Here is a 14508-nt window from a genome sequence, read left to right as displayed (position 1 = left end):
GCGATTCGGTGGAGGAACGCCATGTCAGGAACGATCGCCAGCAATGCGCAACTGGTGGAGGACGCCCGCTATCGGTTGCTGATGGAGGCAGTGACGGACTACGCCATCTACATGCTCGACCCCAACGGCCTGGTCGGCAGCTGGAGTTCCGGGGCGCAGCGGCTCAAGGGCTACGAGGCGCGCGAGATCATCGGCCGGCATTTCTCCTGTTTCTACCTGCCCGCCGACCGCGAGGCGGGGCTGCCCGAGCGGGCGCTGGCCACCGCGGCGCGCGAGGGCCGCTATGAAAGCGAGGGCTGGCGGCTGCACCGCGACGGCTCGACCTTCTGGGCCCACGTGGTGATGGATGCGGTGCGCGACGACAGCGGCGAGCTGCTGGGCTACGTGAAGATCACCCGCGACCGCACCGCCCAGCACGAGACCGAGCAGGCGCTGCGGCGCAGCGAGGAGCAGTTCCGCCTGCTGGTCAACGGCGTGTCCGACTACGCGCTGTACATGCTCGAACCCGACGGCCGCGTGGCCAGCTGGAACTCCGGGGCGCAGCGGATCAAGGGCTACCGCCCGGAGGAGATCATCGGCCGGCACTTCTCCTGCTTCTACACCGTCGAGGATTGCAACGATGGCGTGCCCGAACGCAGCCTGAACATCGCCCTGGCCGAGGGGCGCTACGAGGAGGAGAGGCTGCAGGTGCGCAAGGACGGCAGCCGCTTCTGGGCCAACCTGGTGATCGACCCGGTCCACGACGAGGCCGGCACCCTGCTGGGCTTTGCCAAGATCACCCGCGACATCACCGACAAGCGCTACGCCCAGGAGGAACTGGAGCGGGCCCGCAACGAGCTGGTCCAGTCGCAGAAGATGGAGTCCCTGGGCCAGCTCACCGGCGGCGTCGCCCACGACTTCAACAACCTGCTCACGGTGATCATCGGTGGCCTGCAGTTGCTGCACCGGCACCTGCCGGCCGACGCCGAGCGCGTCCAGGACATCTGGCGCAATGCCCTTGAGGCCACCCGCCGCGGCGCCCAGCTGACCCAGCGGATGCTCGCCTTCGCCCGCAAGCAGCGGCTGTTCCCGCAGCCGATCGAGCTGCCGACGCTGCTGCAGGACATGAGCGAGCTGCTGCTCAGCTCGCTGGGGCCGACCATCACTATCGAAACGCGCTTCCCGCTGCACCTGAACCGGGTGATGAGCGACCAGAACCAGTTGGAACTGTCGATCATCAACCTGGCGACCAACGCCCGCGACGCCATGCCCCAGGGCGGCGCCATCACCATCTCGGCGCGCAACGAGACGCTGCTGGACGGCCAGCGCACCAACCTGGCCGGCGGCGACTACGTATGCCTGGCGGTCTCCGACACCGGCCAGGGCATGGACGCCGAGACCCTGCGCCGGGCGGCGGAGCCTTTCTACACCACCAAGGCCACCGGCAAGGGCACCGGCCTGGGGTTGTCCATCGTCCACGGCCTTGCCCAGCAGCAGGGCGGCGCACTGATATTGCACAGCGCGCCGGGGCAGGGCACCACCGCGGAAATCTGGCTGCCGGCGGTGCTCCCGGCGGCGGACGGCGAAGCGGACGACGCCGAGGACCCGGCGGCCCAGGCGGCGCTGCCGGAAACGGTGGAACTGCGTGTGCTCATCGTCGACGACGACCCGCTGGTGCTGACCGGCACCGCGGCCATGCTGCTGGAGCTGGGCTGCGAAGTGCGCCGCGCCGACTCCTCGCAGCACGCCCTGGAGCTGCTGGAGAAGGAAGGCGATGCGTTCGACCTGTTGCTGACCGACTACGCCATGCCCGACCTGGACGGCATGCAGCTGATCCAGCGCGCCCGGCAGATGCATCCGGCGCTGTGCTGCGTGTTGATGAGCGGCTACTCGGCGCGCCTGGAGGGCTGCCCGGCGTCGCTGCGGCGCCTGGCCAAGCCCTTCGACCGCGAGCAGTTGCTGGCGCTGCTGGTGGAGGTGCAGGCCGAGGCCGGAAAAACCGAACCAAACTGAGGCGCCGCGTCCAAAGCAAGGGTGACAGCCACCCTTGCCCAGGAGGTACGCCATGGCCCCGTTCACCGAACTCCAGCGGCCCCAGCCCGAGCAGCCGCCGACGCTGCCCGAGCGGGAAAGCCAGGTGCCCGAGGACTTCCCCGAGGAGGTGCCCATGCAGCAGCCCCCGGAGGAGCCGCTGCCGCCTCCGGGCTCACTGCTCCAGGTATTCGCCGCTGCCGGCCATGCTCTGCCCCCAGAGTTCGAGGAAGGCGAAGGCCGTGGTCAGTAGCGCCAGGAAGCCGAAGCCGAGGATGCAGCCGGCATAGAACACCGCCTTGCGCTGGCGCAGGTGCATGAACACCGGCAGCCCGCTGAACAGCAGGAAGGCCGAGCAGGCCGTGGCCAGCGCGGCGGCGAGCAGCATCAGCCAGCGCGAGGGCACCAGCGCCACCACCCCGGCCAGCATCAGCGGCACGGCGATGGTGGTGGTGAAGGCCATGCTGCGGCCGATGTCCGGCCGGCTCTCGGTGCGGAACAGCACCCAGCGCACCAGGTAGGCCATGATCACCACCCCGCAGAGAAAGCCCAGGTAGCACCACAGCGCCAGCAACGCGCCGCTGCTGGCGCTCAGGTACTGCGTCTGGTCGTTGCCCGGCAGTCGCCAGCCCACCTGGGTGGTGCCGATGAACAGACAGATCGCCGGGATCAGCGGGAGGGCCAGCCACAGCGGCACGAAGGCTCGCGGGTGACGGTCGACGCTGGCGCTGAGGTCGCCCCAGGCGTGTTTCGGTTGGGTCAGCAGGGTCGTGAACGGGATCATCGATGAGCCTCCTTCCGTTGCGGCGGGCTGTCAGCGGGAATGCTTGCTCTTGCTACCGGCGTCCGGCAGTTCGCTTTCCAGCAGCGAGCCGGGGTCTTCGTTGCCCGGGTCGTTGATGCCCGGATCGCTGATGCCGCCGTTGGGCGGCGGGGTGGTTTCCTGCAGGGGGATGTCCATCGGCAGGACGGCGGCGCCGGAGACCTCCCTGAGCCGCGGCAGCAGTTCGTCGCGGAAGCGTTGCTGCTGCTCCTCGGACAGCGCGGCGAAACCGTGCTCGAGGATGTAGCGGGCGAGGATCTCCTCGCGGCTGTCCGGTTCCAGGCTGCCCTGGGCGAACAACTGCCGCAGCGCGGCGGTGAATGCGGCGTCCTGATGGTCGTTCCAACCCATGTGCCGGTCCTCCTGTAGGTCGATGGCTGGCCGCCGGCATGACCCCGGCGGTCTCTCGGAGGACTGGAGGGCGGCGGCCATGTTCAGCCACCGGGACGAACGGTACGCCGCCGCGGCGCCGGTCCAGGCGATGGAACCTTGGCCGCGCGGGCCGGCCCACCGCAGACATCGACTGTGCCGAGGAGGTGCGCCATGACCCCGTTCGTCTCCCTGATGCTGATCGCCGTGGCGGTGATCATCGTGCTGCTGGACCTGTGGGCCATCGTCAGCGTGTTCCGCAGCGACAAGGGCGTGAACGCCAAGGCCCTGTGGGCGCTGCTGATCGCCATCTTCCCGGTGGTTGGCCTGGCCATCTGGGGCATCGCCGGGCCCCGCGGCATGGCGCAGCCGCCGGGCTCGGCGGAGCACGGCGAGTGAGCGGCCCGGGCAGGGCCGGCTCAGTCGGGCAGCAGCGGGTTGCGCGTGTTCTTCAACCGCTCGACCTGTTCGGCCGGGGTGCCGATCAGCAGGTGGGCGAACAGCCAGGGCTCGACGCCCATGGCGCGGGCGTGGATGCACAGCTCGGCCCAGCCCTTGCGCAGGCGGTAGGCCTGTGCGTCTTCGTTTTCCTCGAGGCGGGACAGTTCGATCTCCCGGGCCAGGGCAGGAACGCGGCGAAGAAACTCCGCCACGGCAGCCTGCCGCTGCGCGGAGTTCAATAGGATTTGCATGAGGAGGGGAGGAAAAGCCTGGTGAAGGGAAAGGCCCCGAGAACATCCAGGGAAATATGTAGCAGAAGACCTGAAAAAGTACGCCTGTAAGTGCGGTGGCTCAAGCGAAAAAGGCCATCAGTTGAAATTATGGATACGACGTTGCGCGCAAATTTCGAGCAATTCGCTGTATGCCGCGGATTCACTGGACGCGAAGAAGCGATAGCATCATTTGGATATCAGCATTATGCGGTCATCGGCCGGCAATCGTTCATGCAATATGCGGGAATCGGCTTTATCGGTTCGATTTTTCAATGTCGATTGCGCCACCTGCCAGGCTCTGCCTGAATAGTTATTGCGAACTCCCCTTGATATGCACGCCCCAGGGACGGGGTGCTTTTTTCAAGCATCCATTCACGCCCTTGCCGATGCATTTCGACGCATTGGTGAGGTCGGCGTCTGCCTGGCCAGCGCCATCCACCTGCTCAACGGGCTGTACGACGAGAAGCACCAGCCGGTGCTGGCCATCGTCGGCCAGCAGGCGGTGACCTCCCTGGGCAGCGATTACCAGCAGCAGGTTGAACAGGCTTCTTCGGGACCGGAGAAGCGGCTTCAGCGGAAGGTCATATGTCTGCGCAACGCCTTGAGTCTTTCCAATTCTTCGCTCGGCGTGCCGAGCAACATATGGGCGAACAACCAGGGCTCCAGCCCCGAATGCTTGGCTTGCGCGCAAAGTTCGCCCCAGCCCTTCCTGAGTCGATAGGAGTCCAGATCCTCGTCGCTTGCGAGTTGTGAAAGTTCTATCTCTCTGGCCAGGGTGGGCACCAGGCGCAGAAAGACGTTGACCGCCTCTTGTTGCTGTTGCGGGGAGAGCAATCTTTCCATCGGGCGACTTCACGATATGGGGTTGGATTTCTGCAAGACGCCGACAGGTTGCGGAAGGGAAAACTAAGGTAAGCCCCGGGCTGTTTCAAGGCGGAAAACCGACGTGAAGAAATTTTGAATATAACCTTGGTGAGGTTTTTTAAAGTTGCCGGTTATAAGCAGAAAAGTTGCCGATGGCAGCGCCGCGATAGCCAGTGGATATCAGGCGAATTACACGGATTACATGGCAAAATGCACGCCTTATCAGGAGCTTGTGAAGGGTTTCAACAGTATTTTCAATGAATGTGGAAGCGCCCTGGGCTTGTACCTAGAATCACTTCGGTTCCTTTGTTCAGATGCCTCGCTTCAGGGATGAAGCTTCTTTTTCCCACTCTGATTGCACCCGGCGCAGCCGTTCGACCGCGCCGGGACGCCGCTCATTTGCGCGCCCCTCAGGGCGAGATGGGGTCGCTGGCCGGAAAGGTTTCCTCCAGGGCGTTGTCCACGCGCTTTTCCTGGCTTTCGCGAGCCGGCCCAGGGATGACGCCAGGCGCTGCCTCGGCATGCCCGTCCCCGTGGCCGAGCAGCGCCGCCTTGACCCGACAATGGCCGGTCAGGCCGCGCTTGACCATCAGCGCCGAGGCGCCCACTTCCAGCCAGCCCTGCAGGCCGCCGCGGCGAAAACCGTTGCGCATCCCGGCCAGGCCCAGGGCCACCGAGAACAGCCGCTCCCAGCGGCCCAGATTCTGTGCACTCATCTGTCGTCCCTCTGTCTGCATGGGTGGATGGGCCTCAGGCCGCCAGGGCCTGGCCGATGGCCTCGTTGAAGGCCGGCAGGTCGCTGGGGTTGCGCGAGGTGATCAGCGTCCAGCCCTGGGCCGGGCAGACCTTGACCTGCGCGTCCACCCACTCGGCCCCGGCATTGGCCAGGTCGGTGCGCACGCTGGAATAGGAGGTCAGCGTCTTGCCGGAGACCACGCCGGCATCGATCAGCAGCCAGGGGCCATGGCAGATCGCCGCGACCGTCTTGCCGGCCTCGGCGAACTCGCGGACCAGGCGCTGCGCATCGGCATCCTGGCGCAGGGTGTCGGCATTGACCGTGCCGCCGGGTATCACCAGGGCGTCGTAGTCTGCGGCGCTCAGGCCCTGGAGCCGGGCATTGGACTCCACCGTCACGTCCTTCTCGCTGTCCTTGAGCCAGGTCTGGGCCTCGCCGCCCTTGACGCTGCCGTGGGTGACGCTGGCGCCCTGGTCCTTCAGGGCCTGCAGCGGGCGCAGCAGTTCGTCGCGCTCGATGCCGGCGTTGGCGGTGATGATCAGGACTTTCTTGCCTTGCAGGTTCGCACTCATGATCGGGCTCCTTCGCTGAAGCGCCACGCGGGCGCAGTGGCCGGCCACGCCTCGCGGCGCGGCACTCACCAGGCTTTGGAAGCCGTGGCGGCGGCGAGTTCGAAAGAATTGCCCAACGGAACAGCGCGCCGCTGCTCGGTGCGTTCGAACCCATGGCGGGCCGGGCAGTCGCAACAGGCAGGGCCGGCGCGAAACACCGGCAAGCCAACGAAACGAACAGCGCGGGAGACATGCCATGAGCTACGACTGGGACCTGATCGAACAACTGCTGCTGCACGCCCAGCAATGCGCCGACGAACCCTACAAGGCCCGCGAGTACGGCGAGGAGGTGGCCGAGGAACGCCTGGCCCAGGGCGAGCCGCTGGGCGGCAGCGTCGACCACATCAAGCGCGTGGCCGGCGACCTGGAGGGCGTGCTGTTCGACGGCGGCTTCATCCAGGACCGGCCGCGAGACCATGGCGGCACCGGCAACAATTTCGAGCTGACCGAGCGTGGCGTGCGCCTGCTGACGCTGATCGGCCGCAGCTTCCCGGAGCACCTGGTGTTCCGCCGGCTGCTCGACGAGCAGGGCGAGGAGGCGCTGAGCGCGGAAACCTTCGACGCCCTGGCCGCAAGCGCCGCGCGGGACCGAATCGACGACAAGCCGATGATCTGAGGCGAGGTGCAGCGATAGACATTGGTCTGCGGGGAAAAGTGCTCATCGAAGTCATCGCCGCCAATGTCCACTGGCATTTGCAAGTCACTGAAAAAAGGGCCGAAAGGCCCTTTTTTCGTTCCAGCGAAAACTACTGGAAATCATCCCGCCCAGCCCTCCCTTCCGCCGAGCCCCGGACAGAAAAGACCGCCGGGTTGCCCCGGGCGGTCTTTTCAATTGGCGGTCTCGCCCATGCGCAAGGCGCAGCCGGACGCGCGACCCGAGCGGAATCGATCGGCTCGCGCGTCCCGCGCCTCACCAGTTGTAGCTCACCTTGGCCGTGATCTCGCGGCCCGGGTTGTAGTAGTCCGCGCTACCGCGACCGACCACGTGCTGCTCGTCGAACAGGTTGCTGACGTTGATGGCCAGGTCGGTGTCCTTGAGGAGCTGGTAGTTGAACGCGGCATCGAACAGGGTGGTGGCGTCGCTCTTGCCGGTGTCGTTGAAGTCGCCGAAATAGTAGGCCCCCGTATAACGGGCGCCCAGGCCGACGCTGACGTCCGTTCCCGGCACGCTGTAATAGCTCCATAGCGAAGCCGAGTGCTTGGGTGCGGAGACGAGCTGGTTGCCCTTGATCGACACGACCTCGTAACCCGTCCCGCTCCATACCTGCAGCGCACCGCGAAGCACCTCGGTGTCCATGTAGGAGTAGCCGCCGACCAGGCTCAGGTTATCCGTCAGCTCGGCCTTGACCTCCAGGTCGAGGCCACGCACGCGCTGCGAGCCTACGGTCTGCTGGTCGATGACGCCGTTCGGCTGCACGACCGCGGTGGCGACATCGTCCTGGGTCAGCTGGTAGACGGCAGCGGAGAACAGCGCGTTCATCTCCTGCGGCGAATACTTCACACCCACTTCGTACTGGGTGCCGCGCTCCGGGGTGACGCCGACCTCGGGCGGGGAAACCGACTCCACCATGCTGACGTAGGTGGAAACCTCGTCGTTGACGATATAGGTCAACGCGCCGCGGAAAGAGTTTTCCGAGAAATTGTCCGAGGACTTGATGCCGGAGAGGTGGTCGGTTTCGGAAACGTCCATGGAGTCGTTGCGCATGCCGGCGGTGACGATGAAACGCTCGAAGAACGACAGGTTCTGCTGCAGGAACACCGACTTGATGGTGCTGTCCTGATCCTTGTCCTGGTAGACGATGGCCGGCGAAACGCCGCGGTATACCGGGTTGGCAACGTCTATCGGGTCGGCGGAGCCGTAGACGGAGACGTTCTTGGCGGAGGAGTCGAGATATTCCACGCCGACGATGCTGCTGCTGTCGATGTTCTCGAAGCGCGCGTCGTACTGCAGCATCAGGTTGCCGTTGAACTGCTCGGCGTCGCTGTCGGAACCCAGGTAGCCACGGTCGACCAGGGTTCCGGTATGCCCGGCAGCGTCGCTGATATAGGCATAGCCGTATTCATCGCTCAGGTCGCTGTGGCGCAGGTTGCTGCGCAGGGTGAAACCGTTGTCGAAATCATGGGTGAAGTTGGCGCTGACGTTGGTGCGCTCGACATCGTGGAAGTTGTAGCTCGGCTCGCCGAAGAACTTGTCGCGGTCATACTCCCTATCCATCGGGTAACCGCCACTGTTGGGCGTGTTGTCCTGGCGCAGGTGGTCCACCACCAGGGTGGCGGAGGTATAGGCCGTCGGCGCCCAGGTCAGGCCGCCCATGAGGAAGTTGTTGTCGTCCTGGGAGTGGTCGTATTCGCGATCGCTGTCCTGGAACTTGCCGGTGAAACGGTAGGCCAGGGTCTTCTCTTCGTTCGCATCGCCGGTATCCAGGCCGGCCTCCATGTGGTTGAACGAGCCGTAGGTCGCATAGACCTGGCCGAACCTGCTGAAACGCGGCTGCTTGGTCACGAAGTTCACCGAGCCGCCCGGGTCGGCCGGGCCGAACAGCGTGGAGTTGGCGCCGCGCAGCACCTCGACGCGCTCATAGGCGAAAGGCTCCTCGCGCACGCCGCGCATCGAGCCCAGGGTCAGGCCATCGCGGTAGGTGGTGGCCTGGAAGCCGCGAATCAGGAAGTAGTCGTTGCGGTCATCGGTGCCGTAGTAGTCGGTGATGGTCCCCGGGGTGTACTGCAGGATTTCCTCGGTCGTGCTGGCGCTGCGCTGCTCGATTTCCTTCTGGGTCACGACGGAAACCGAGGCCGGGGTGTTCTGGATGTTGGTCGCCACCTTGCCGCCGACCCACAGTTCCCGGGTCACCACCGAGGCTGCGGGGTCGTCCGCTACCGCCTGGGCGTTGACGATGACGGGAGCGAGGCGATAGGGCTCCGCGCCTGGCGCCTTCTGCAGTCCATAGCTGCCATCGGCCTGCCGAACGGCCTCCAGGCCGGTTCCGGAAAGCAGCGCGGCCAGGCCGTCCGACACCGTGTAGCTGCCTTGCAGGCCCGGGCTGGTCACGCCCTCGGCCACGCTGCCGGCACCGACCAGATACACGCCTGCCTCGCGGGAAAAACGCGTGAGCGCGCTGGCCAGCGGGCCGGCGGGAATGTCGTAGCTGCGCTCGGCGCTGGCCACGACGCCGTCCCCGGCCATGGCGACCGGCGACCAGGCCGCCAGGCCCACGGCGCTGCCCGAGAGCGCCAGGTGAAGCGCCAGGGTCAGCGGGCGCAGGGCAAAAGCGTGTGCGACAACACCCGGGTGGGCAGCGCGCGGGTGACAGCGGAGGGACATGGACGGCATTCCTCTGGGGACAAGGGTTGATGAGCGAAGACCCTCAACAGCCGATGCCATACGGCCCCTCGAGGCACCGATGCGGCGATGTTTCATGTCTTCTCACTGGGTAAACCAGCGAGCGGGCGAAACCCGGAACCCTTTTTCCGATTTTTTTTTGCCCGCCTTGCTCAGCGCCGGGCTTCGATGCTCGCCCACCAGGGCAGGGGCCGTTCGATACGGATCGGCAACGCCGAGGCCAGCATGCGCAGCACACGCTCGGAGTCCTGGATGGGGAAGTTGCCATACACCCGCAGGTCGGCCACCTCATCGGCAACGCCGAGGTGGCCGTGGCGATAGCGGCGCAGCTCCTGCACCACCTCGCGCAGGGAGATGTTGTCGGCCAGCAGCGAGCCCTGGGTCCAGGCTTCACGGGCCGCGTCGGCGGTCTGGCTGTCACCGATGTGGCTGGCGCTGAAATGCGCCTGCTGGCCGGCCTTCAGCACGCGGACGGCGCCCTTGGCAGTGCGTATTTCCACAGCGCCTTCATAGACGGCCAGCCAGGTCCGCTCGCCCTCGCAGCGCACGTTGAAGCGCGTGCCCAGCGCTTGCAGGCGCCCATGCCCGGTCTCGACGTAGAAGGGGCGCGCGCCCTTGGCGGTGGCGATGAACACCTCGCCGCGCACCAGCGTGACGCGGCGAGCCCGGGCACTGAACGCCAGGTCGATGGCACTGGCGGTGTTGAGCCAGGCGCGGGAGCCATCGGCCAGGGTTATTTCACGTTGCTCGCCAGTGGCGGTATGGTAATCGGCGCCCCAGGCCATCAGGGCGGGCGGCAGCAGCGCTTCACGCCAGCCCAGCCAGCCGCACAGGGTGCCAGTGCTGACGGCCGCCATTGCGGTCAGCAGCCGGCGACGCGAATGCATGCGTTCGGCGGCGATACCCAGCGCATCGGCGGCCAGGTGCGTGTCGGGCCGGCCGCGCAGCGGCTCGAAGTTGCGGCTGACGCCTTCGACATAACGCCAGGCCTGCTCGTGCATCTGATCCGCGCCCAGCCATGCCTGCCAGTGGGCGCGCTGCTGGGCGCTGGCCTGGCCGTCACGCAGGGTGGCGTACCAGTAGGCCGCCTGCTCCAGCACGGCGTGCGAGGGCAGGGGGCTTTCGTGACCGGGGTTCGCCATCAGTAGAGCGGCTCCTGGCGCAACGCGGCAGCCGTCTCGCCGGCGCGCAGCGTCAGGCACGCGAGCATGGCCTGGGCCACGTACTTGCGCACCATGCGCCCGGAAACCCCCAGCTGCGCGCCGACCTCGTCGTCGGTCATCTCGCACACCACGGCGAGGGTAAAAGCCCGTGCCGCCTTGGCGGACAGCGTCTGCAGCATGCAGCTGATCTCCTCCAGGGCTTGCAGCACCGCGGCCTGCCGCTCGGCGGAGGGGCACTGCTCTTCCGGCAGCGCCGCCAAGGTGTCGAGCCAGGCGCGTTCGATTTCCTGGCGCCGCCACAGGTTGATGCACAGGTTCTTGGCGGTGGTTCGTAGGTAGGCGCGCACTTCGGCCATGCTGGCGAAGCGCGGCTGGCTGGCCCCGCCGATCAGCCGCAGGAAGGTGTCGTGGGCCAGGTCCGCGGCATCGCTGGCGTGCCCCAGGCGCCTGCGCAGCCATGCCTGCAGCCAGCCGTGATGGTCGCAGTACAGCGTCTCCAGCGATGGAGGAGTGGCATAGGCAGATGAGCTCACAGACAGTCACCACGCCGCCGGGTGGTGTCCCGCGGCCATCAGAGTCTTTTGGTAAATGAGAATCGATACTAATCATCACATAGCTTGCCATTGGCCAGCAACTCGGCGCCGCTGCCGGCGCAGCTCGTATCGATGAGTCGTATAGTTCCTGGGCTGTCGACAGAAGCTCCGGCGAGATCGCCTGGAAGGTCCACGCTGGAAATCGGCCCGGAGGCGAGCGAGATGAAAGTCCGTATCTACCGTTATCTCCCGGAACAGGATGCAGCGCCGCGCCTGCAGGACTACACCTACGACCTGCAGCCGGGCGAGGACATGATGGTGCTCGACCTGCTGGAGCACCTGAAAACCCAGGACCAGACGCTGACCTACCGGCGCAGTTGCCGCGAAGGCGTCTGCGGCTCCGACGGCATGAACATCAACGGTGCCAACTGCCTGGCCTGCATCACCAGCGTCTCGACCCTGCTCCACGGCGGGCAACTGCCATCCGGGCAGGCGATCAGGCCGTTGCGCGGCGAGGTGGACATCGTCATACGGCCATTGCCCGGCCTGCCGGTGATACGGGACCTGGTCGTCGACATGCGGACGTTCTACAGGCAGTACGAGCGGATAAAGCCCTACCTCATCAACGACCAGCCGCCACCGGCCATTGAGCGGCTGCAGTCGCCGGAGGAGCGGGCCAGGCTGGATGGCCTGTACGAGTGCATCCTGTGCGCCTGCTGCTCGACGCAGTGCCCCTCCTGGTGGTGGAACCCGGAGCGCTTCATCGGCCCGGCGGGCCTGTTGAATGCCTACCGCTTCCTCGTCGACTCCCGCGATACGGCCACCGAGGCGCGGTTGGCGGCGCTGGACGAACCCTTCAGCGTGTTTCGTTGCCGCTCGATCTACAACTGCATCGCCTTCTGCCCGAAAAAGCTCAAGCCGCGGGCAGCCATCGGGCATATCGAGAGGATGCTGCTGAAGCGCGGCACCTAGCCGCTCACGCCGGCGGCGAACCAGTCGCGGGATAGACCACCGAGCCATCCGCCTGGACGACGGCGCCGGGCGTCAGCCGGGCCGGCTCCAGGCGGCCTTCCCCCATGATGTGGAAGACCGCCTCGCCCCTGGCGATGAGGTAGTCGCTGACGATGCGGCGGTGGCAGCGCCACCACACGGCTTCCGAGCACATGATCGCGCAGCGGCGCTGGCGCCCGGCTTCCAGCAACTGCTCCAGGCCCTGCTGGAACGGCGCCGAGAGCGCGTAGTCGGCATAGTTGTGGAAGCTGCGGTTGTCCCAGAAGCCATTGACCTGCGCCGGCAGGCCCCGGGCCTTGCCGCGCAGCCCGCCGAGCGCGGCCAGGTGCTCGTAGGCAATACCGCAGTCGGCCAGCGCCCCGGGAAGTGTGTCGGCATTGAACTGCGGGTTGGACGCGGAGCGCGGGACCTTGCGGATGTCCACGAGCAGCCCGACGTCGGGCCCGCGCAGCAACTCGACGAAGGCCTCGAGGCTCCGGTTGGAGTGGCCGATGGTGAAGAACGGAAGCTTCACGGGCCGCCAGCATCACACAAGGGTAAGGGCGCTGCCCTTGTGCGCCGCGATGTGGTCGGTCCTGTCGCTCTTGATCTCGTACTGCGGATCGTCTTCCGAGGCGTGATGGCGGTGGCCCTTGTAGTCGAAGTCGCGGGTATGGATGGCGATGATCGTCCCCGACACGCGGCCCGCCTCGGAATTCCAGCTCACATGATCGCCGATCTCGAGTCTCCTGGTCATCGTACAGGCTCCTCAGGACGTTGCGCTAATCGCTGGCGCTGCCAGCACGGACAGTCTAGCTCGCCCCGGATGCGCGAAGCCGAGCTGCGCCCGGCGGAAGTTCTTGATCCCGCTCAGGAGGCGCAACGCCCACATGGGTGTATCTTTGGACGGACGACTTGCAGCGACAGACTGCCAGCGTCCGAGGAGCCGTGCCATGTCTGAGTCGATGAGTTTCAACCGCGCGCTGGTCGAGAAGTACGATCGCCCCGGCCCGCGTTATACCTCCTATCCCACCGCGCCGCAGTTCCATGGCGCGTTCGCCGCCGACGACTATCGCCAGGCCGCCCGGTCGAGCAACCGGGCGCCGGCCAAGCCGCTGTCGGTCTACATCCACATCCCGTTCTGCAAGAGCCTCTGCTACTACTGCGCCTGCAACAAGATCATCACCCAGAAGACCCACCGCGCCGTGGAGTACCTGGACTACCTCAAGCGCGAGATCGCCATGCAGGCGGCGCTGTTCGAGGGCTCGCGCAAGCTCACCCAGCTGCACCTGGGCGGCGGTACGCCGACCTACCTGACCAGCGAACAGTTGTCGGACCTGATGGACAGCCTGCGCGAGCACTTCAACCTGGACGAGAGCGACGACCACGAGTTCTCCATCGAGGTCGACCCGCGCACCATCAGCCGCGAACGCATCGCCGAATTGCGCGCCCAGGGCTTCAACCGCCTCAGCTTCGGCGTGCAGGACTTCGACGAGAAGGTCCAGGCCGCGGTCAACCGCGTGCAGAGCGAGCAGCAGATCTTCGACCTGGTCCAGGCCGCCCGCGAGGCGCGCTTCAAGTCGGTCTCGGTGGACTTGATCTACGGCCTGCCGCTGCAAACGGTGGAGAGCTTCGACGCCACCCTGGGCAAGATCATCGCGCTGCGCCCGGACCGCATCGCCGCCTACAGCTACGCCCACCTGCCCGAGCGGGTGCGCGCGCAGCGGCTGATCCGCCGCGAGGACATGCCGCCGCCCGAGCGCAAGCTGGAGCTGCTGGAGCTGACTATCCGGCGGCTGACGGGGGAGGGCTATGCGTACATCGGCATGGACCACTTCGCGCTGCCCGACGACGAACTCACCGTGGCCCGCGCCAGGGGCACGCTGCAACGCAACTTCCAGGGCTATTCGACGCATGCCGACTGCGACCTGATCGCCCTGGGCGTGTCGTCGATCAGCAAGGTCGGCGACACCTACGGGCAGAACGTGAAGGAGCTGTCGCAGTATTACGCGCGCCTCGACGAGGGCCTGCTGCCGGTGCACAAGGGCTACCGGCTGACCGACGACGACCGCCTGCGCCGCGAGGTGATAGGCGCGCTGATGTGCCATGGCCGCGTGGACTACGCGCCGCTGGAGGCGCGCCATGGCATCCGCTTCAGCGAGTATTTCGCAGGCTCGCTGCGGCAGTTGCAGGAGCAGGTCGACGACGGGCTGGTGGAACTGCGCGACGACGCGCTGATCCTGCTGCCCCAGGGCCAGCTGATGATGCGCAGTGTGGCGATGGCCTTCGACGCCTACCTGGGCGGCGAGCAGCAGGAGCGTTTCTCGCGCACGATCTGAGGCGGGCCACGGCGCCG

16 protein-coding genes and 1 pseudogene are annotated in these 14508 nt (G+C 66.3%); 6 read left to right on the top strand and 11 right to left on the bottom strand.

Annotated features, from left to right (window positions below; genetic code table 11):
* Positions 1-21 precede the first annotated feature (21 nt).
* Positions 22-1992 carry a hybrid sensor histidine kinase/response regulator gene (locus RN02_RS23000; protein WP_043317114.1) on the top strand — a complete coding sequence of 657 codons (1971 nt, stop codon included), beginning with the start codon at positions 22-24 and terminating at the stop codon, positions 1990-1992.
* A gap of 193 nt (positions 1993-2185) precedes the next feature.
* On the opposite strand, the gene RN02_RS22995 is transcribed toward RN02_RS23000, so the two are convergent.
* Together RN02_RS22995 and RN02_RS22990 are read right to left on the bottom strand one after the other, a co-directional pair.
* Complete coding sequence (locus tag RN02_RS22995; RefSeq protein ID WP_009619841.1) at positions 2186-2794, bottom strand: Yip1 family protein; 609 nt, start codon at positions 2792-2794, stop codon at positions 2186-2188.
* Positions 2795-2824: 30 nt separating this feature from the next.
* Complete coding sequence (locus RN02_RS22990; protein ID WP_009619842.1) at positions 2825-3184, bottom strand: hypothetical protein; 360 nt, start codon at positions 3182-3184, stop codon at positions 2825-2827.
* A 192-nt stretch (positions 3185-3376) separates the two neighbouring features.
* Between RN02_RS22990 and RN02_RS22985 the strand changes: the two genes are divergently transcribed.
* On the top strand, positions 3377-3601 hold the full coding sequence (locus RN02_RS22985; protein ID WP_009619843.1) for a PLD nuclease N-terminal domain-containing protein: 225 nt from the start codon (positions 3377-3379) through the stop codon (positions 3599-3601).
* 20 nt (positions 3602-3621) lie between these two features.
* Here the strand turns inward: RN02_RS22985 and RN02_RS22980 are convergent, their stop codons facing one another.
* Positions 3622-3855: a hypothetical protein gene (locus RN02_RS22980; RefSeq protein WP_177331073.1), complete on the bottom strand. Its 234-nt coding sequence runs from the start codon at positions 3853-3855 to the stop codon at positions 3622-3624.
* 418 nt (positions 3856-4273) lie between these two features.
* Between RN02_RS22980 and RN02_RS34330 the strand changes: the two are divergent.
* A pseudogene (locus RN02_RS34330) lies at positions 4274-4465 on the top strand (thiamine pyrophosphate-requiring protein); the annotation flags it as partial.
* 20 nt (positions 4466-4485) lie between these two features.
* Here RN02_RS34330 and RN02_RS22975 read toward each other — a convergent pair.
* From RN02_RS22975 to RN02_RS22965, 3 genes are all read right to left on the bottom strand, one after another.
* On the bottom strand, positions 4486-4758 hold the full coding sequence (locus RN02_RS22975; RefSeq protein ID WP_009619846.1) for a hypothetical protein: 273 nt from the start codon (positions 4756-4758) through the stop codon (positions 4486-4488).
* Between the two features lie 431 nt (positions 4759-5189).
* Entirely contained in the window at positions 5190-5495 is a 306-nt protein-coding gene (locus tag RN02_RS22970; RefSeq protein WP_009619847.1) for a YgaP-like transmembrane domain, read from the bottom strand.
* A 34-nt stretch (positions 5496-5529) separates the two neighbouring features.
* The gene (locus RN02_RS22965) at positions 5530-6087 is read right to left on the bottom strand and encodes a type 1 glutamine amidotransferase domain-containing protein (protein ID WP_043317108.1); all 558 of its coding nucleotides are present in this window, start codon (positions 6085-6087) and stop codon (positions 5530-5532) included.
* Positions 6088-6322: 235 nt separating this feature from the next.
* On the opposite strand from RN02_RS22965, the gene RN02_RS22960 reads away from it, so the two are divergent.
* A complete protein-coding gene (locus tag RN02_RS22960; protein WP_043274036.1) occupies positions 6323-6742 on the top strand; it encodes a hypothetical protein in 420 nt (139 codons plus the stop codon).
* Between the two features lie 294 nt (positions 6743-7036).
* Here the strand turns inward: RN02_RS22960 and RN02_RS22955 are convergent, their stop codons facing one another.
* The 3 genes from RN02_RS22955 to RN02_RS22945 all read right to left on the bottom strand — a co-directional run bounded on the left by RN02_RS22955 (position 7037) and on the right by RN02_RS22945 (position 11162).
* Complete coding sequence (locus tag RN02_RS22955) at positions 7037-9448, bottom strand: TonB-dependent siderophore receptor (protein WP_236695216.1); 2412 nt, start codon at positions 9446-9448, stop codon at positions 7037-7039.
* Between the two features lie 170 nt (positions 9449-9618).
* A complete protein-coding gene (locus tag RN02_RS22950; protein WP_052267804.1) occupies positions 9619-10608 on the bottom strand; it encodes a FecR domain-containing protein in 990 nt (329 codons plus the stop codon).
* A complete protein-coding gene (locus tag RN02_RS22945) occupies positions 10608-11162 on the bottom strand; it encodes a sigma-70 family RNA polymerase sigma factor (protein WP_009619857.1) in 555 nt (184 codons plus the stop codon). Before RN02_RS22945 ends, RN02_RS22950 begins: the two co-directional genes overlap by 1 nt.
* 222 nt (positions 11163-11384) lie before the next feature.
* Between RN02_RS22945 and RN02_RS22940 the strand changes: the two genes are divergently transcribed.
* Positions 11385-12134 (top strand): succinate dehydrogenase iron-sulfur subunit, encoded by a 750-nt coding sequence (locus RN02_RS22940; RefSeq protein ID WP_043317106.1) that lies wholly within the window; start codon positions 11385-11387, stop codon positions 12132-12134.
* 4 nt (positions 12135-12138) lie between these two features.
* On the opposite strand, the gene RN02_RS22935 is transcribed toward RN02_RS22940, so the two are convergent.
* Both RN02_RS22935 and RN02_RS22930 read right to left on the bottom strand, forming a co-directional pair.
* Positions 12139-12687, bottom strand: coding sequence for a DUF488 domain-containing protein (locus RN02_RS22935; protein ID WP_043317104.1), 549 nt, complete (start codon positions 12685-12687; stop codon positions 12139-12141).
* A gap of 12 nt (positions 12688-12699) precedes the next feature.
* Positions 12700-12909 carry a DUF2945 domain-containing protein gene (locus RN02_RS22930; RefSeq protein ID WP_043317103.1) on the bottom strand — a complete coding sequence of 70 codons (210 nt, stop codon included), beginning with the start codon at positions 12907-12909 and terminating at the stop codon, positions 12700-12702.
* A 196-nt stretch (positions 12910-13105) separates the two neighbouring features.
* Between RN02_RS22930 and hemN the strand changes: the two genes are divergently transcribed.
* Positions 13106-14491, top strand: a complete 1386-nt coding sequence (gene hemN, locus RN02_RS22925; protein ID WP_043317102.1) for an oxygen-independent coproporphyrinogen III oxidase — start codon at positions 13106-13108, stop codon at positions 14489-14491.
* Positions 14492-14508 lie beyond the last annotated feature (17 nt).

It is taken from the genome of Pseudomonas sp. PI1 (assembly GCF_000812405.1).
In the GTDB taxonomy this organism is placed as follows: Bacteria; Pseudomonadota; Gammaproteobacteria; order Pseudomonadales; family Pseudomonadaceae; genus Pseudomonas; species Pseudomonas citronellolis.
This window is presented reverse-complemented; position numbering and strand designations above follow the sequence as displayed.